This is a genomic window from Bradyrhizobium sp. AZCC 2176 (assembly GCF_036924645.1).
In the GTDB taxonomy this organism is placed as follows: domain Bacteria; phylum Pseudomonadota; class Alphaproteobacteria; order Rhizobiales; family Xanthobacteraceae; genus Bradyrhizobium.
This window is the reverse complement of the sequence record NZ_JAZHRX010000001.1, coordinates 711,120-729,018: the sequence shown is the minus strand read 5'-3', so window position 1 is coordinate 729,018 and position 17,899 is coordinate 711,120. Positions and strand designations below refer to the sequence as shown.

Annotated in this window: 14 protein-coding genes; 6 read left to right on the top strand and 8 right to left on the bottom strand. The window is 64.8% G+C overall.

Annotation, left to right across the window (positions count from 1 at the left end):
• Positions 1 to 42: 42 nt before the first annotated feature.
• The 3 genes from V1288_RS03250 to V1288_RS03240 all read right to left on the bottom strand — a co-directional run bounded on the left by V1288_RS03250 (position 43) and on the right by V1288_RS03240 (position 4,871).
• Positions 43 to 1,836, bottom strand: coding sequence for a cation:proton antiporter domain-containing protein (locus V1288_RS03250; RefSeq protein WP_334355705.1), 1,794 nt, complete (start codon positions 1,834 to 1,836; stop codon positions 43 to 45).
• Positions 1,837 to 1,967: 131 nt separating this feature from the next.
• The gene (locus tag V1288_RS03245; protein WP_334355704.1) at positions 1,968 to 4,355 is read right to left on the bottom strand and encodes a TonB-dependent receptor; all 2,388 of its coding nucleotides are present in this window, start codon (positions 4,353 to 4,355) and stop codon (positions 1,968 to 1,970) included.
• A gap of 108 nt (positions 4,356 to 4,463) precedes the next feature.
• Entirely contained in the window at positions 4,464 to 4,871 is a 408-nt protein-coding gene (locus tag V1288_RS03240) for a DUF2946 family protein (protein ID WP_334355703.1), read from the bottom strand.
• 355 nt (positions 4,872 to 5,226) lie between these two features.
• Here V1288_RS03240 and zigA point away from each other — a divergent pair, with 355 nt between their 5' ends.
• The gene (gene zigA / locus V1288_RS03235) at positions 5,227 to 6,435 is read left to right on the top strand and encodes a zinc metallochaperone GTPase ZigA (protein ID WP_334355702.1); all 1,209 of its coding nucleotides are present in this window, start codon (positions 5,227 to 5,229) and stop codon (positions 6,433 to 6,435) included.
• A 36-nt stretch (positions 6,436 to 6,471) separates the two neighbouring features.
• On the opposite strand, the gene V1288_RS03230 is transcribed toward zigA, so the two are convergent.
• From V1288_RS03230 to V1288_RS03215, 4 genes are read right to left on the bottom strand one after another with little or no spacing between them, the layout of a single operon-like run.
• On the bottom strand, positions 6,472 to 8,535 hold the full coding sequence (locus V1288_RS03230; protein ID WP_334355701.1) for a hypothetical protein: 2,064 nt from the start codon (positions 8,533 to 8,535) through the stop codon (positions 6,472 to 6,474).
• 3 nt (positions 8,536 to 8,538) lie between these two features.
• On the bottom strand, positions 8,539 to 11,349 hold the full coding sequence (locus V1288_RS03225; RefSeq protein ID WP_334361181.1) for a DUF4159 domain-containing protein: 2,811 nt from the start codon (positions 11,347 to 11,349) through the stop codon (positions 8,539 to 8,541).
• Positions 11,349 to 12,293 (bottom strand): DUF58 domain-containing protein, encoded by a 945-nt coding sequence (locus V1288_RS03220; RefSeq protein WP_334355700.1) that lies wholly within the window; start codon positions 12,291 to 12,293, stop codon positions 11,349 to 11,351. The genes V1288_RS03225 and V1288_RS03220 overlap by 1 nt, the downstream gene beginning before the upstream one ends.
• Positions 12,293 to 13,294, bottom strand: a complete 1,002-nt coding sequence (locus tag V1288_RS03215; protein ID WP_334355699.1) for an AAA family ATPase — start codon at positions 13,292 to 13,294, stop codon at positions 12,293 to 12,295. The genes V1288_RS03220 and V1288_RS03215 overlap by 1 nt, the downstream gene beginning before the upstream one ends.
• A gap of 260 nt (positions 13,295 to 13,554) precedes the next feature.
• Here V1288_RS03215 and V1288_RS03210 point away from each other — a divergent pair, with 260 nt between their 5' ends.
• Genes V1288_RS03210 through V1288_RS03190 form a run of 5 tightly spaced genes read left to right on the top strand, consistent with a single transcriptional unit; the run spans position 13,555 to position 17,123 of the window.
• Positions 13,555 to 14,178, top strand: a complete 624-nt coding sequence (locus V1288_RS03210) for a DUF1285 domain-containing protein (protein ID WP_334355698.1) — start codon at positions 13,555 to 13,557, stop codon at positions 14,176 to 14,178.
• A gap of 20 nt (positions 14,179 to 14,198) precedes the next feature.
• Positions 14,199 to 14,849 (top strand): CoA pyrophosphatase, encoded by a 651-nt coding sequence (locus tag V1288_RS03205; protein WP_442894007.1) that lies wholly within the window; start codon positions 14,199 to 14,201, stop codon positions 14,847 to 14,849.
• Complete coding sequence (locus V1288_RS03200) at positions 14,846 to 15,109, top strand: DUF6111 family protein (protein WP_334355696.1); 264 nt, start codon at positions 14,846 to 14,848, stop codon at positions 15,107 to 15,109. Before V1288_RS03205 ends, V1288_RS03200 begins: the two co-directional genes overlap by 4 nt.
• Positions 15,106 to 16,365 (top strand): CCA tRNA nucleotidyltransferase, encoded by a 1,260-nt coding sequence (locus V1288_RS03195; protein WP_334355695.1) that lies wholly within the window; start codon positions 15,106 to 15,108, stop codon positions 16,363 to 16,365. The genes V1288_RS03200 and V1288_RS03195 overlap by 4 nt, the downstream gene beginning before the upstream one ends.
• Positions 16,362 to 17,123: a TSUP family transporter gene (locus V1288_RS03190; RefSeq protein ID WP_334355694.1), complete on the top strand. Its 762-nt coding sequence runs from the start codon at positions 16,362 to 16,364 to the stop codon at positions 17,121 to 17,123. The genes V1288_RS03195 and V1288_RS03190 overlap by 4 nt, the downstream gene beginning before the upstream one ends.
• A 6-nt stretch (positions 17,124 to 17,129) precedes the next feature.
• Here V1288_RS03190 and V1288_RS03185 read toward each other — a convergent pair whose 3' ends face one another.
• Complete coding sequence (locus V1288_RS03185) at positions 17,130 to 17,858, bottom strand: HAD family hydrolase (protein ID WP_334355693.1); 729 nt, start codon at positions 17,856 to 17,858, stop codon at positions 17,130 to 17,132.
• Positions 17,859 to 17,899: the final 41 nt, after the last annotated feature.

The window sequence follows — 17,899 nt, the reverse complement described above, 5'->3', positions numbered from 1 at the left end:
GCATCGGCCGGGATGATCGAGCCGCGCGGCGTCGCTCTCATGTCAGAATAACGGTTTCCTTCTGACGCCAGTCGTCTCTTCGGCAGGCCGGGTACCACCGGCAGCCTGCTGCAATTCGTGCCGGAATTCCTCGCGCTTTTCATGGATGGACGCGACGACCTGCCCCATGGCCACGCCGAGGCCGATCAGGGCTGCTTCTGACAACAACAAGCTTGCCTCGATGGTCTCGGGCACGGCGTCGGTAACGCCGATCTGATAAAGATGCCGCGCATGCTCCGCGTCGCGGGCGCGCGACACCACCAGCATATCCTGCCTGAGCGCGCGAACTTGCGCGACGATTTCGTCGATGCCTTTGGCTTCGCCGATCGTGACGATGACGGCTGCGGCGTCCATGAGGCCGCAGCTCTTCAAAAACTCCGGGTTTGTCGCGTCACCATAATAAACGGTGCGCCCCTGCCTTCGCTGCTCCGGAACGGCTGCGGCATCATTATCGATGGCAACGTACTGGAATTGGTGCCGATCGAGCATGGTGCAGACGACCTGTCCCACCCGGCCATGTCCGATGACAATGGCATGGTTGGTGCCGCCGCTCGGGGCAACGGAAAGTTCGGGGTCGAGTGGCCTGTCTTCGCGCACCATTGGCGCCAACCGCCGCGCGACATGGGAAAGCGCGGGAATGAGCACCATGGTCAGCGACGTCAGTGCGACCGTGAAGCTCGACATCTTGGCATCGATCAGACCAAGCGTCGTCGCCATGCCGATGCCGACGAAGGCGAATTCGCCGCCCGGGCCGAGCAGGAGGCCCGTTTCGATGGACGCTCGCCAGGAAAGGCGAAACAGCCGGGCGAGGGGGATGAGGATGATGGATTTGACGGCGATGAGCCCGACGACGCTTCCAAGCAGCCAAACGGGATCGCGGGCAAGCTCGCGGAAGTCGATGTTCATGCCGACCGTAAAAAAGAACAGGCCCAGCAGGAGACCCTTGAAAGGGTCGATCGCGGTCTCGATCGCCTTGCGGAATTCGGTTTCGGCGAGCAGCAGGCCGGCGACGAAGGCGCCAAGCGCCATCGAAAAACCTGCCACGGCGGCGGCCACGCCGGTTGCGACGATCACGAACAGCGTGGTGGCCACGAACAGGTCGCTCATGCCGACGGATGCGACCAGACGGAACAGCGGCCGCATCACCACGCGGCCGGCGATGACTATCACGCCGAGCGCGATCGCGGCGTTGACGAGCGCCAGCATGAGAGTGCCGGCAACCGAACCGGATTCGCCGGCGCCGAGAATGGTGATGAACAGCAGGAGCGGCGCCACCGCCAGATCCTGCGCCAGCAGGATCGCGAAACTGGCGCGGCCCGCACTTGTCTTCAGCCGTCCCTGCCTGGAAAGCACGTCAACGACGATGGCGGTCGACGACAGCGCCAGGCAGGCGCCGACGATGAGCGGCACCGGCGGCTTGCCGCCCGCAAGGAATACGGCTGCGCCGATGGCGGCTGCAGAGAGGACGATCTGCAGGCTGCCCAGTCCGAAGACCAGGCGGCGCATCGTCTTCAACCGCTCATAGGACAGCTCCATGCCGATCAGGAACAGCAGGAACACGATGCCGAGTTCGGCGATACCGGCGACGTTCTTGGCGTCAACGACGGTGAACCAGTACAAGTAGGGGAATTCGCCGATAAACGAACCGAGCCCCAGGGGACCGAGGATCGCGCCCGCTACGAGATAGCCGAGGACGGGATTGATGCCGAACCGGCGTACCAATGGAATGACGATGCCCGCAGTGCCGAGCAAGACAAGGGCATCGCTGTAGACGGGAATATTGATCGGCGAAGTCATCTATCCGTGTTCGTGAGCTCGTGTCGGGCAAGGCATATCCGGAACGATGCGACATCCAAATCCGGCATCCACCGTCGTCCTTGCCGACGTTAGCTGGTAGCACCAGCTAACGCCACCCATCAGCACCTGCTCTAGAACTTCAGATTGGCAAACGCCCGCACGCCGATGCCCGGCAGCAAGACCTCGTCCTTGTTGAAGGACGCCGAATTGCGGATGTTCTCGTTCAAGAGGTTGTTGCCGACGAGGCCGATCAGCATCTCGCGTGCACCGAACCAGGACGGATCGAGCTTCGTCTTGTAGCTGATCTCCGCCTTCAACAGATTATAGCCCGCGGTTGGCGTCTCGCCGATCGGGGCGATATCGTTCTGAGCGAAGGCGTGCAGCAGGTTGATCCGCGTCAGCCAGTTGGCATCGCGCCAGAACAGGCCGCCGCCGACTCGCACCGGCGGAATTCGCGGAACATTGGTGCCATCGTTAAAGGTCGCGCGCACCACATCGAACTGGTTCTCGATGCCCCAGATGCCGCCGTAGAGCGGCCCGACGTCCAACTGGCTTTGGAACTCGCCGCCACGGAAGGTGGCGTCGCGCTGCGAATAGATCGCCTGGTTCAGCTCAAGGGGAAAAGCCGGGTCGGCGGGGCCAACGCAAGCGACATCCTCGCAGGTGTTGCCAGTGAGACGACGGAAAATAAAGCCATTGAACTTGGTGTAGTAAGCGGTTGCTTCGAATCGGAAGGGGCCAGTCGCGCGTCGTAATCCGATCTCGATCGATTTGGCGGTTTCGATGCCGAGATTGGGATTGCCTATATCGAACGTGGCGGTCGCATCGTGCGCGCCGCGTGAAAACAGTTCGGCCGGCTTGGGCGCGCGCTCGACGTATTGGGCGGTAATACTTGCGACAAGACCCCATGGCAAATCCTGGAGCAGACCGACGCTCGCACTTTTCGGCGTGAAGTTCAGGTTGCGCGGTGTGGCAGGACCAATGGCGGCAGGGTCGACGTTGAGGTCGAACAGCTCCGGAATGAATGCCGGCGTTGTTCCGCTGAGACTGACATGCTCGATACGGCCGGCGATCTGCGCCTTGGTTGAGTCAGTGAACTTCAACTCGTTGAAGACATAGCCGGCGACCCTGTTGTTCTTGTTAGGATCCCACAATCCGTTGAGCGGGCTGCCTGGATCGTCCGGACTTGATGCTGTCAGTTCCTGATGCCCGGCCTGCAGGCCGAAGGCGGTCGTGACGGCAGCAAACCGCGCGTTGAACGGTGCCATCTGCACCTCCACGCGCCCTTCCTGCTCCTTGTTGGTAAAGGTCTGCCGCACGCCGAGGGACGAGAAGTCGGCGGGGTCGGCCAGTCCGATCTCGTTGTGCTTGTAGTCGGTCGCGCCGGCCCAGAAACGCACCGCGTCGATCGCCGCCGCGTCCGGCCTGTATTCGCCCTTGGCCGTGAACTTGGTCTGGCGCGCGTCGATGCGGGTCTGGTGATCGGCGCCGTCGATGCCGGGAATGCGATAAAGCGTGTCGTTCTGCGTGATCGCCGCGCCGATGAAGCCGCCGTGGAAGATGTAAGAGCCGCCGATCGACGCACCAGCCGCCTGCATCGCCGAATTCGGCTGCCGGCCGTTGACCGGGCGGGTCTGGTCGAACAAATACGGATAGCCCGGAATGCTGTAATCGCTGGCCTTGCGGCCATAGGCGTCGGCATGAACAGCGAAATTGCCACCGCCGGCATCGATCAGGATGCCGCCATCGACACCGCGGTCGACGGAACTGACGGCCGTTCGGGTTTCGACCGTGACGCAGGAAGGTGATCCCACGTTTGCGAGCGGCGCTTTCGCCGGCAGTCCGTAGGTCTGGAACGGTGTGGCCGCGCATGAAGGCAGGGCGTCCGGGATGCGATTGTTGGTTGCGCTGACGACGCCGCCGATCGATGTCGATCCGTAGCGCATCGCGGCTGGACCGCGGATAACTTCCACCTGGTTTGTCGCCAGTGGATCGACCGGCACGAAATGGTCTTCGCCGAGATCGGACGCGCCGCCAGCGTTGGTGCCGTTCTCGAGGATGCCGACGCGATTGACGTCGAGACCCCGGATAATCGGTCGGCTCGCGGCGCCCGGCGCAAAGGTCGATCCAGTAATGCCGGGTTTTGAGAACAGGAGATCGCCGAGCTGGGCTGTGCCCTGGCGGCGAATTTCCTCGTTCGGCACCACTGTGACAGTTGCAAACTGGTCGGTCACGATGGGCAGCACGCCCTGTTGAGGCGCTGGAGCGGCCGGCGCAGGCGTGGCTTCCGGCGCACGCTCACGGCCGGGCGCTGTGCGGGCGATGCGCACCGGCGTACGCGCCGGAACAACGGCGCGGCGGCGCACGATTGGGCTCGGCGCCGTCACGGTGATCTCAGGCAACTGTGTCGAGGACGGCGGCGCGGCCGCACCCTGGGCCATTGCTTGGTTGCCCACCGCGCATAGCAATAGCCAGCTTGTTCCACCGATGTAGAACGCTCGTTTCTTCTTGAATGTCATTGTCCCGATCCTGATTCCGTCGATGTGCGACGGATCGATTCCGATTTCTCCTCGGGAGACACCGTATAGTGCGGCGATTCTCCCCAGGAATGCATCAATCAATCGATGTCAGGAGACGGGAGGTGCGCGGGACTGGAACGCGGCATGAAGCGAGCCGAGATGCGCGAACTCGGCGCCGGTGGTCAGGCGCAGAAGCTCGACCGCCTGCGGCAGCTCCAGGAGCGGCGGCGTGGCGAACAGGAAATTGTTGGCGAGCGAAACGACGGCGCAGATCGCGCAGGCGTCGACCGGGTGCCGGTCGTTGTCGTGATTGGAGGACTGCTGCTGAAACGTGTCGCTGGCCGCATCAAGCGCGGCGTGATCCGCGGCGTAGGCAAGACCGGCATCTGAGAGGCCGATCTGAATGTTCTGCGCGGCCGCCCCGTGGCAATGCCCGAACGACAGCGCGAACTGGACAACAAGCGCGAACAGCGCCAGTCGCGCGCCAGTTCTGACGTTGTTCCGAAACCATTTCACAATGACGTACGCCTTGCCCCGGCGGCCGAGTCCATCGACCACCCACTGTTACATTATAACATCGGAGGGGGATTATGCTGTCAACCGGTGCTCGTGAACCGCGGCGCAATCCGCGCCAGTGTGTGTGATTGCGGCAACGGTGGCGCTGATATGTGGGCATCCGCGGTCAGGCGACGTCGTGCGCGTGACTCTGGCAAAAAGACATCAGCCATGGACGTTTCCGGCCCTCGGATTTTCCGATTGACAACGCGTGTCATCCAAGATGTTATGTTATAACATAACATCATTCGGAGCCTCCCGATGCTTCCCCGCTCTCGATCGGGATTCCGCGCACTGCACAGGTTGTTTGATCTCCATGCGAAAACTTCCCGTCACCGTCTTGTCCGGCTTCCTCGGGGCTGGAAAGACAACTTTGCTGAATCACGTGCTGAACAACCGTCACGGTCTGAAGGTGGCGGTGATTGTGAACGACATGAGCGAGGTGAACATCGACGCCGACCTGGTGCGCGATGGCGGTGCGAATCTTTCGCGGACTGATGAAAAACTGGTCGAGATGACGAACGGGTGCATCTGCTGCACGCTGCGTGACGACCTGTTGAAGGAAGTCCGCACCCTCGCCGAGAGCGATCGGTTCGACTACCTCCTGATTGAATCGACGGGCATTTCGGAGCCGCTTCCCGTTGCCGCGACGTTCGATTTCCGCACCGAGGAGGGCGATAGTCTTTCCGACGTGGCAATACTGGACACCATGGTGACAGTTGTCGATGCCGTAAACCTGCTGCGGGACTATTCCTCGGCCGACTTCATCAGGGATCGTGGCGAATCCCTTGGCGCCGACGACAAGCGGACCATGGTTGATCTGTTGGTGGAGCAGATCGAGTTCGCCGACGTCATCGTGCTGAACAAGATCAACGATGCGTCCACCAGCCAATTGGACGCCGCGCGCAAGATCATCCGCGCGCTCAACCCGGCCGCCGATATCGTGGAGACTGATTTCGCCAAAGCTCCGTTCGAGCGCATCCTCAACACCGGCCGCTTCGACTTCGCGCGGGCGCAGCAGCATCCGCTCTGGTTCAAGGAACTGTATGGCTTCGGCGATCACACGCCGGAGACCGAGCAGTACGGTGTCGGCAGCTTCGTCTACCGTGCGCGCCGACCGTTCGAGCCGACGAAATTCCATCAGTTCCTGCGGGAAAGCTGGGCCGGAGTGATTCGGGCGAAGGGACATTTCTGGATCGCTACACGTCCACAATGGCTCGGTGAGTTGAGTCAAGCAGGTGCGATCGTCCGTACTGAAGGTCTCGGGTTTTGGTGGGCCAACGTGCCTGCTGACCGGTGGCCCGACGATCCGTTCTGGCAGAAATCGCTGAAGAAGAACTGGAACGAACTCTACGGCGACCGTCGACAGGAGATCGTCTTCATCGGCACCGGCATGGACGAAAAAGCTATCAAGGCGCGCCTCGACGCATGCCTGGTCTCAGGCAAACCGGGAATGCATCTCAAGGAATGGGCGGCGCTCGCCGATCCGTTCCCGAGATGGCTGCGTGCCGACGAGGCAGCATAGACCCCGCACCACGCCGCCGGATCACCGACGTTCAGCTCAACGCCCCTCGCGCACCCAGGTCGCCGCGAAGGCACCGAGCAGCAGCAGGAGCCCGACCAGGCCGGCGAACATCGGCAGCACGCCGACACCCTTGACGACGCTGGCGTCGCGCATCTTGACGCCCATCCAGCCGTCGCCGTGGAAGATGCCGGAGGCGCGCACCGGGACCACACGCGGGAGATCGATGCTGCCGCCGTCGGCCACGCGGCGAGCATCGCCGCCGGTCGCTTGCGCCAGCGGTTTCAGCATCTCGGTGGTGGAGGTGACTTCCGAAAATTCCTTCGGGTTGGTCGGCCCGACATTGATCAGGGCTTTCAGCGCGCCATCCGTTGCCTGCCAGAGTCCCAGTTCGTTGGCGGGAAGGGTGGAGCGCCAGGTGCCGGGCTCGCTTGCGGTCAGCGTGAGTTCTTTGGTGGCGCCGCTCGGCGACGTCACTGTTACGGGCGGCACGTTGTCGGCCATGGTCTGGCGCAGCACCACGAGGTCCTTGCCCTGGATCTGCAGGCGCAGCGCTTCTTCGTCGAGATCAGGCTGCTTCATCAGCCAGTGCGACATCCGCCGCAGCAGATCCAGATGCGGGCCGCCGCCTTCATAGCCGCGTGCCCACAGCCAGATGTGGTCCGTGAGCAAGAGCGCGACCCGGCCTTCGCCGAAGCGCGACAGTAGCAGCAGCGGCTTGCCGTCGGCGCCGGTCATCACGGGCGCGCCGATCGCGTTGCGCGTTTCCACCGTGCGGAAGAAGCGGCTCCAGCGCGGCGGCTCGCTGGCGGAGCCTTCGAGGCCGCGTGTCACCGGATGGCGCTTACCGGCGTCGCTTAAGTGCGCATAGAACGGTTTTTCGCTGACGCCGACGGGCTCGGCCGGCAGCACCGTGTCCAGCGGCGTGCGCCAGATGCTGGTGGTGGAGGCGTAATCGGGGCCGGCCGACACCAGCACAGCGCCGCCGGCGCGGACATAGCGCGCGATGTTGTCGAAATAGGCGATCGGCAGCACGCCCTGGCGGGCATAGCGGTCGAAGATGATCAACTGGAAATCGTTGATCCTCTGCTGGAACAGCTCGCGGGTCGGAAACGCGATCAGCGACAATTCGTTGATCGGCGTGCCGTCCTGCTTCTCAGGCGGGCGCAGAATCGTGAAATGCACGAGGTCGATGCTGGCGTCGGACTTCAGCAGGTTACGCCACGTGCGTTCGCCGGAATGCGGCTCGCCGGAGACCAGCAGCACGCGCAGCCTGTCGCGCACGCCTTCGATCGCGACCACGGCGCGGTTGTTGACCAGCGTGAGCTCGTTGTCGAGCGGCGAGGCCTCGATCTCGACGATGTTCGCCCCGGCATGCTTGATGTCGACCTCGACATTGGAGGTCTGGCCGCTCACGAGCGTGCGCTCGCTGATCACCTCACCGTCGCGGCGGACCACGATCCTGGCGCGCTGGCCGGAGACGCCCTGGTCGTCGAGCCGGTAGGTGATGGTCTGGGGCTGTCCGACGATGCCGAAACGCGGCGCGGCCGAGATCGCGATACGGCGGTCGCGCTCGTCCTTAGCCCCGGTGACGAGCGCGTGCACCGGTGCCTGGAAGCCGAGGGCGGCGGCGTTGGGGGGAATGTCATGCACCCGGCCATCCGTGATCAGGAACGCGCCGGCGACGCGGTCGACTGGAACGTCCGACAGCGCCGAGGACAGCGCGCCGAACAGTTTGGTGCCGTCGGTTTCACCGTCGGCCTGTCCGGCCTCGACGACGCGGACTTCCAGCCCCTTGATCTTTTTCAGCGTATCGACCAGGGCCTCCTGCGCCTTGGCCGCCTCTTGATTGCGGGTGCCGAAATTCTGGCTCGGGCTCTTGTCGATCACGACGGCGGCGACCGACGATAGCGGCTCGCGGTCCTCGCGGGTGAAGGAGGGGTTGGCGAGCGCCAGCAGGATTAGCGCCAGCGCCGCGACGCGCACGGCGGCACCACGCGAGCGCCCGAGCAGCAATACCGCTGCGATCGCGACGATCGCAGCCAGCGCGATCCACAGCACGAGTGTCGGAACGAGAGGGGTGAAGGCGATGCCGTAACTCATGGCCTATTGCCCCAACCGCTCGATCAGAGCCGGCGCGTGGACCTGGTCGGCCTTGTAGTTGCCGGTCAGGGTGTACATCACGATGTTGACGCCGGAGCGGAACGCGAATTCGCGCTGGCGCGGCTCACCCGGCGTCAGTGGCAGCATCGGCTGCCCGTCCGGGCGGTGCGCCCAGGCGCCGGCCAGGTCGTTCGAGGTGATGATGATGGGCGAGACGCCGTCGCCGCCGCGCGCAGGCCGCGATGCCACGTCGTCATCATCCTCGCGCGGCAAGGTCTCGACCCAGGTCTGGCCCGAGTTGAAGCGGCCGGGGAAATCGCGCAGCAGATAAAACGTTTTGGTGAGCACGTGCTCGCGCGGCACCGGCTCCAATTCAGGCACGTCGAGGGAGGAGAGAATTTCGCGCAAGGTGCGCATGCCCGGCGTCTGCGACGCGCCGTTCTCGCCGGGCGGCGCCTCGACGGCGTCGCGGGTATCGAACAGAACCGTGCCGCCCTGCTTCATGTAGGCGTCGATACGGTTGATGGCATCCTGCGGCGGCTTCGGCGCGCCCGGCACCACCGGCCAGTAGATCAGCGGAAAGAACGCCAGCTCGTCCCGCGCGGGATCGACGCCGACGGGATCGCCGGCCTCTAGCGCCGTGCGCTGCGCCAGGAACAGCGTCAGCCCGGCCATGCCAGCCTTGACGATGGAATCGACGTCGGCATTTCCCGTGACGACATAGGCAAGGCGCGTCTGCGATACCGACTTGATGGCGAAATCATCGTTGCTCTGGGCATGCGTCGGCGACGGCGCGATCGGCGCCGCGGACAGGATCAGGCCCAGCACAATACTGGCAGCCGCCGTGCGCCGCCGCCACAAGGCGGCAAGGCCCGCGCCCAGCATCGCGACCACGATCGCATCGATCAGGAACAGCGCCAGCGATGACGATAGCAGGATGCCGCGCAAATCGCGCGGTTCGGCGTTGGTGTAGCTGGCGCGCTGCGCGCGCAAGGAAGCTGTGTCGAGCGGCGCGATGCGATCGGCCGAGGCCAGCGTGTTGACCGCGATCGGACCATCGGCCGGGCCGTAGAAACCCGGTGGATGATCTGGTGTGGCGCGGTCGCGATAGTCCGCCGGCATCGGCTTGGCGGTCGAGGGCGGCGGTCCAAATGCGCCGAAACCGTCGAGGGTGCGCAGCGGCGCCACGGTCTCGACATTGGTCGCCTCGCTCGCGACGCCCGCACCGGGCTTTGCGGTGTAGCCGGACATGTCGACCAGCCGCCGCAGCATCTCGACGAAACTGCCGGACATCGGCAGGTCCGACCAGCGCGAGTCGGCGCCGACATGGAACAGGCTGACAATGCCCTTGCCGCGATGCTCGCCGGTCACCAGCGGCGTGCCGTCTTCCAGCGACGCCCAGGTCTTGGTGGCGAGCACTGCATCCGGCTCGGCCAGAACCTGCCGGTTCACGGTGATGTCCTTCGGCACGGCGAGGCCCGCGAACGGTCCGTCGGCGGCGAAGGACGCGAGATGCTGCGGCTTTTCCCAGGTCAGGCTACCGCCCAGAATGCGGCCTCCTCGCCGCAGCTTCACCGGCACCAGATCGTCATCGGCCTGCGCCAGGCGGGGGCCGGCGAAACGCACCAGCACGCCGCCCTGATCGATCCATGCGTTCAGCCGCTCGCGGATTTCCGGCGACAGCGTGCCGACATCGGCGAGCACGATCATCGGCAGCCTCTGATCGAGGAATTGCGCGATCACCTGTTGCGGCGCCCCGCGGTCGCCGAGCCGCACGTCGGCAAATGGCGACAACGCGCGGGTGAGATAAAAGGTCGAGGCGAGAAGCGGCTGGGCGGTATCGCTGGTCGCGCCGGTGACGACGCCGACGGCGCGCCGCCGCCATCGCTTGTCGAGCAATTGCACCGCGCCGGCCGATCGCTCGCCCGATATTTCCAGCCGCGAAATGTCGTTGCGCAGTTCGACCGGCAGATCGAACGCTGCTTCGCTCTCGCGATCCTGCATGCCGAATGCGTAGCGGGCCTCGCCGATCGGCGAGCCCTTGGCGTCGATCGCGCGAACCACGCCGGCTGCGACGCCGCCGGTGGTGCGCAGCACCTTGACCGTCATCTTGGCCGCGGCGTTTTCCGCGCCGACCAGTGCCTGCGCCGGGGCCGCGCCGCCCTCGAACAGCATCAGCTTGCGCTCGCCGATCGTCTTGCCGAGATTTTCGACAAATTCAGCGCCGCGCCCGGTGTCGACGCCGTCGGACAGCCAGGCGATTTCGGCATCCCCAGTCGCCTTCAGGAAGCGGTCGAGCGCGCCAAGCGTGTCGACGCGGTCCACCGAATAGGGCTTTGGTGCGATCTGACGCAGCGCGACCCGCGCGGTGCCGGCCGGCATTAGCGTGATGTCGCGCGCGGTCTCGGAGAGCGGAACCAGTGCAACGCCGCGGCGATCGTTGTCGGCGTTGGCAATCAGTTCGTCAGCGGCCTTGACCCGCGTGTCCCAGCTTGCCGCCGCGCTCCAGCCGTCGTCGAGCAGGATCACCAATGGCGCGTTGCTGCCGCCGACCCCGGTCTGCGGATTCCAGATCGGACCTGCAGCGGCAAGGATGACAAGTGCGGCCGCGGCCAGCCGCAGCGCCGTCAGCCACCACGGCGTCCGCGACGGGGTTTCTTCCCTCGGCCTGATGTCGAACAACAGCCGCGTCGGCGGAAACTCGATCCGCCTCGGCCGCGGTGGCATCACGCGCAACAGCCACCACAATACCGGCAGGCTCAACAAGCCCAGCAGTAGCAGCGGTTGCGCAAAGGTTAGGGGGAGCCCCGCGATCATGCGCTACGCCCCGCCTTGACGGTCGAGCCGCGCGCGCTTCCCTTGGCTGCCATCATGCCCGAATGCAGGAACAGCAGGAGTTCGGCGGCGGAACGGCTGGTAGTGTGGGTCGAGAACAACCAGTCGAGCCGGTTGGTCTCGCTGCGGATCTCGTCGCGATGCAGTGCGACGCGCGCGACGTAGTCGCTGACCCAGCTCTCGGCGCGGCCGGCGGTGATGACGCCAAAACCTTCCGGCTCGACGAACTCGACGCGCCCGGCATAGGGAAAGGTTTCTTCGGCGGGATCGACGACCTGGATCAGCGAACCGTGGGCGCCGGAGGCCGAGAGCCCTGCGAGCATCGTCCTGATTTCGCTCATCGGCGACCAGAAGTCGGACAGCACGACGATTTCGGCCAGCGCCGACGGGACAAAGGACGGCGGCAAGCTCGCGCGCACCGCGTCGTCGTGCAGCATCGCCTGCGCCATCTTGTCGATCACGTTGCGGCTTGCGGTCGGGTTCATCAGGCCGGGAATGCCGACGCGTTCGCCACCCGAAACCAGGAGTTCGGCGAGCGCAAACGTAACGATCAGGCCGCGCTCCAGCTTGGAATCGCGCGCGCCCTTGGAAGCAAACGTCATCGAGGCCGAGCGATCGGGCCACAGCCACACGGTATGGGCGGCCTCCCATTCCTGCTCCCGGACATAGAGATGATCGTCGCGCGCCGAGCGCCGCCAGTCGACATTCTGCGACGGCTCGCCGGAGACGAAGCGGCGGTATTGCCAGAAGCTCTCGCCGGCGCCGGCGCGGCGCCTGCCATGCAGGCCATGGATGACGTTGGCGGCGATGCGACGGGCTTCGAGCACGAGTCGGGGAAGCGAAGCGGCGAGCGTTCGGCTTTCGCCATCGGCACGTCGTATCGCAACAATCTCCCTGGTCTCGTGGCTGGTCTCTGCGGCCATCAACCGATCCGCGTCTTCAGTTGTCTGATTACGTCGGGAATGGTGCGGCCTTCCGCGCGCGCCGAGAAAGTCAGCGCCATGCGGTGCTTGAGAATGGGCTCAGCGAGATCCAGCACGTCGTCGATCGAGGGCGCGAGGCGGCCGTCGAGCAACGCGCGGGCGCGGACCGCCAGCATCAGCGACTGGCTGGCGCGCGGGCCCGGCCCCCAGGCGATCAGCTTGTCGCCGCCGTCTTCGGAACTCGGACGCGCCGCGCGCACCAGCGACAGGATCGCCTCGACGACGCTGTCGCCGACCGGCAGGCGCCGCACCAGCCGCTGCGCCGTGATCAGGATTTCCGCATCCATCGAGGCCTTGGCGAGCGTTTCTTCCGCGCCGGTTGTTTCGAACAGGATGCGGCGTTCGGCGTCGCGATCGGGATAATCGACGTCGATCTCCATCAGGAAGCGGTCGAGCTGCGCTTCGGGCAGCGGGTAGGTGCCTTCCTGCTCCAGCGGGTTTTGCGTGGCAAGCACGTGGAACGGTTTCGGGAGGTCATGTCGCGCGCCTGCAACGGTGATGTGCTGTTCCTGCATGGCTTGCAGCAGCGCCGATTGCGTACGCGGGCTGGCGCGGTTGATTTCGTCGGCCATCAGGAGCTGCGCGAACACCGGTCCGGAGATGAAGCGGAACGACCGCTTGCCGGTATTGCTCTCGTCCAGCACCTCGGCGCCCAGAATATCCGACGGCATCAGGTCCGGCGTGAATTGGATGCGCTTGGCGTCAAGCCCGAGCGTGACGCCGAGCGTTTCCACCAGCTTGGTCTTGGCGAGGCCGGGAACCCCGATCAACAGCGCGTGGCCGCCGGACAGGATGGTCACCAAGGTGTTTTCGATCACCCGGTCCTGGCCGAAGATGACGGTGGAGATCGCTTCCTTTGCGGCGCGAATCTGGCCGGCGACCTGCTCCGCCGACCGAACGACCGCGTCCTCGAGTTTCTCGACACCGTCTGCACCCGCCATGACTTTCTCCTTCAACCGTCTAACGGCTTGATGACACCGCTGGTTGCGTCGTCATGCCACGAACCTCATGCTAAACTTGTGCAAAGGCCATGTATTCGTTGAATTAAACTATCCCCACCTTATCGGTATTTCGGGGTATGAACGGCATCACGATGTGGCGACTTGATCCGCAATAGTACGGACGCAAATCGTCGGGAACACATATCTCGGTATATGTGCACCAATCGTGCCAGATGAGACGCCGAGACTCAGGGCAAACAATGGCGAAGCAAGGGCAAACCGGCACTCAGGGCCTCGAAGGACTAACTATCGCTGCGAGGGAAGCCGCCAACGCTCCCTCCGCCGCGAAGGGACTGCCTCCGGTCCACCTGTGGAATCCGCCGTTCTGCGGCGATCTCGACATGCGAATCGCCGGCGATGGTACGTGGTTCTACATGGGTACGCCGATCGGGCGGCCGGCGCTGGTGCGGCTGTTTTCGACTATTCTCAAGCGCGAGGACGGCAAGCACTTTCTCGTGACCCCGGTCGAGAAGGTCGGCATCCGCGTGGACGATGCGCCGTTCATGGCGGTGGAGATGCAAGTGGAGATGCAAAACGAGGCCGGCGACCGCGGCCGGCTGCTGCGCTTTCGCACCAACGTCGACGACTGGGTGCCATGCGATTCCGCCCATCGCCTGCGATTCGAGATGGCCGGCGACGGCGGGCTGACGCCCTATTTGCACGTCCGCTCCGATCTGTGGGCGAAAGTGACGCGCGCGCTCTATTACGATCTGGTTGACATGGGGGAAGAGCGGGTGGTCGATGGTCAGCCGATGTTCGGCATCGAGTCCGGCGGCGAGTTTTTTACGATGGCGGACGCGAAGCAGGTGAGGGACGCGGTTTGAACGAGCCGATACTGAAAAAGATGGAAGCGGCTCCGATCAGCTCGGCGGAGTTTTTCATGCGGAGCCGGGCCAGGCTGAATTTCGACGTGCCTGCCGGCCTGGTCGATCCCGATATCATTCCGAAAACCGGTGACGCGGGCAACGACCGCATGCTCGAGATCGTGGCGCGCGAGCAGCCGGTGCGCCCGGCGGCGGTGCTGATCCCGGTGGTCGATCACCGCGAGCCGACCGTGCTGCTGACCCAGCGTTCGCCGCATCTGTCCAGCCACGCCGGCCAGATTTCCTTTCCCGGCGGCAAGATCGACGCCACCGATGCTTCCCCGTGCGACGCCGCGTTGCGCGAGGCGGAGGAGGAAGTCGGTCTCGAGCGCGACTTCATCGAGCCGATCGGCTATCTCGATCTTTACGGAACCGCGTTCGGGTTTCGTATCCTGCCGACGGTGGCGCGCGTGAAGCCCGGCTTCAAGCTGACGATCAACGAAGGCGAGGTGGTTGACGCCTTCGAGGTGCCGCTGGCGTTCCTGATGAATCCCGAGAACCACCAGATCCATTCCAAGGAATTCCGCGGCATGGAGCGCTCCTATTACGCCATGCCGTTCGCGGAGCGTTACATCTGGGGCGCGACCGCAGGAATTCTGCGCGTGCTGTATGAGCGGATTTATCTCGCATGATCCGTCCGGTTCTGACCGAAATCGGAATTTTCCTGATCCCGTTCGCGGTCTATGCGCTGTTTCTGATCGCCACCCGTTCCGGCGTGCTGGCGTCCTCCTCCTGGCCGGCGCATCTTGTCGCCAAACTGCTGCTGGGATCGCTGCTGCTGGTCGTGATCAGCTTCGTCCTGCTCGCGCAGTTCTCCGGCGCGCCGCCGAATTCGACCTACATTCCCGCGCATTTGGAAGACGGCAAGCTGGTTCCCGGAGTCGAAAAATGAGCGAGGCACGCGTGCTGTCGGATGCGCCCTGGCTCAGATCCGGTCCGGCGGCGCGCGTGCTCGCGTTGCTCAATGGCGATGGCGAGGAAGCCCGCGTGATCGGCGGCGCCGTGCGCAACGCGCTTCTGAAAATTCCCTTGGGCGATATCGACATCGCGACCACGGCGCTGCCCGAAGAGGTGGTCCGCCGCGCCAAGGCGGCCGGTATCAAATGCGTGCCGACCGGCATCGACCACGGCACCGTCACGCTGGTCATCGAATCGCATCCATTCGAAGTCACGACCTTGCGCGAGGATACCGAAACCTTTGGCCGCAAGGCCAAGGTTGTGTTCGGGCGCGACTGGATCCGCGATGCGGAACGGCGCGACTTCACCATCAACGGGCTTTCCGTCGATGCCGACGGCGTCGTGCATGACCATGTCGGAGGGCTTGCCGATATCGAAGCCAAACGCGTGCGCTTCATCGGCGATGCCAGCCTGCGCATCGCCGAGGACTATCTGCGCATCCTGCGCTTCTTCCGCATGCACGCCGCCTACGGGGCGGGCGAGCCGGACCGTGCCGGATATCTCGCCTGTATCGACGGGCGCGCGGGACTTTCGAACCTTTCCGCCGAACGCGTGCGCATGGAGATGTTGAAGCTGTTGATCGCGGAAGGCGCCACGGTCGCGGTGCAGGCGATGGCGGATGCCGGCCTGCTGCTGCCGATATTCGGCGGCGTTACCTACACCGGGACGCTCGCCGCGATGATCGCGGCCGAACGCGCGCTGGAGCTGCCGCCGAACGCCGTGCGCCGGCTCGCCGCGCTCACGGTTGCCGTCACCGAGGACGCCAGGCGCATCTCGGCGCGGCTTCGGCTTTCCAACGCAGAAGCCAAGGCGCTGGACTCGATGGGCCATCGCTGGTGGCGGTTCGCCAGCAAGGATGAGGCGCGAGCGCGACAGCTTCTCTATCGCCTCGGCGAGGATCCCTACCGCAACCGGCTGATGCTGGCATGGGCGCGCGCAGGCGGCATCCGCAATGGCGCCGCGCGCTGGCTCGAGCTCGCAACCTTGCCGCAGCGCTGGAGCCCGCCGAAATTTCCGCTGAGGGCGGCCGATTTCATCTCTCGCGGCATTGCTGAAGGACCCGCGCTCGGTCACGTGCTGACGCTTGCGGAAGACGCCTGGTTGGCCGCGGATTTTCCGCTGGATGCATCTGCGCTTGCGGCGATCGCCGACCAGGCCGCCGCCCGTTTCACCCGCGATCACCGGCTGTGAATATTCTGGCTGGCTTCGCCGACATTTCCGCAAGCCAGCTCGTGGTGGTTGGAGGCGTCGCGCTGTTTGCGTCCATCATCGGCGGTCTTGCCGGCTACGGCACCGGCGCGCTGATGCCGCTGGTGCTGGTGCCGCTGATCGGCGCCGAACCCGTGGTACCGATCATCGCGATATCGGCGATCATCACCAATATCAGCCGCTTCGCGGCCTATTTCCGTTACGCCGACCGGCGCCGCGCCCTGATCGTGATCGGGGCCGCCGCGCTGACAACGGCGCTCGGCGCCTATGGCTATACGCGGCTCACCAGTGCCGGCGCGGCGTTGGTGATCGGCAGCATGCTGATCCTGAGCGTGCCGCTGCGCCGGTTGGCCAAGCGGCGCGACATCAGGATTGGCAACACAGGCCTTGGTGTGAGCGCGGTGGGCTATGGCGTGGTGGTCGGCGGCACATCAGGCTCCGGCGTGATTCTGCTGTCGCTGCTGATGGCCTCGGGCCTCGAAGGCGCGGCGGTGATCGCCACCGACGCCGTGATCTCGGTCGTGACCAGCCTTATCAAGATTTCGGTGTTCGGTCTGGCCGGCGTCGTCACCGCGCAGGTGCTGGCCTTTGCGCTGCTGATCGGCGCCATTGCGATTCCCGGCGCATTCCTCGCCAAGGCTTTCGTCGAGCGCATGCCGGTGCATTTCCACACCGCGATCCTCGACGCCGCCGTGATGGTCGGTGGCGTCGTCATGATCACAGCGGCGCTGCGGCACTGATCTCTGTCAGCGCTCGCGGGGCAGCAGTTCCGTCAGCGAGCGGATGATGCGATCGGGCTTCACGGTGGAATCCGCCGGCAGGCCGTCGCCATGCACGTCGATCCAGATGGCGTAGATGCCAAGCCGCTGCGGCGCCACGACTTCCCATTCCAGATTGTCGCCGATCATCCAGGTCTCGGATGCAGTGACGCCGAGCGTCTGCATGGCGTGCAGATAGGCGCGCTCGTCCGGCTTGCCGAAACCATGCTCGCCCTCGATCTGGATGTGATCGAAGCGGTGCGACAGCGCAAAGCGTTCGACCTTGGCGCGCTGGGCCCCGGCGGCGCCGTTGGTCACCAGCGCCAGCTTGACGCCGCGCACCTTCAGTTCGTCGATAGCGTCATGCGCGCCGGGGAAGACAAACATTTCCTCTTCGCGGTAGGCGGTGAAGCGGTCGGCAAGCCGTATCGCCAGCTCTTCCGGCAGTGCGTGGCCGCCGGCGGCAAGGGCGGCAAATCCGTTGCTGACGGTGATGCGCCGCGCCTCATTCAGCTTCAACCGCCATTCGGCCCCGGCAACAGCCCAGAATTTGCGGGCGGAATCCAGAACTGCGGCGGCAACCTGCTGCGAGGTCAACGGCCCGAACTCGGCGGCGAATTCCGCCGCGACATTGTGCCAGGCGATCTCGGGGCGGCCATAGGCCGACAGGATGGTGTCGTCCATGTCGATCAGCATGGCGCGGGGCAGGTGGGTCATTGTTTCACGGCCATTTCGCTTCAGCGCTGTCGACCGCGAAC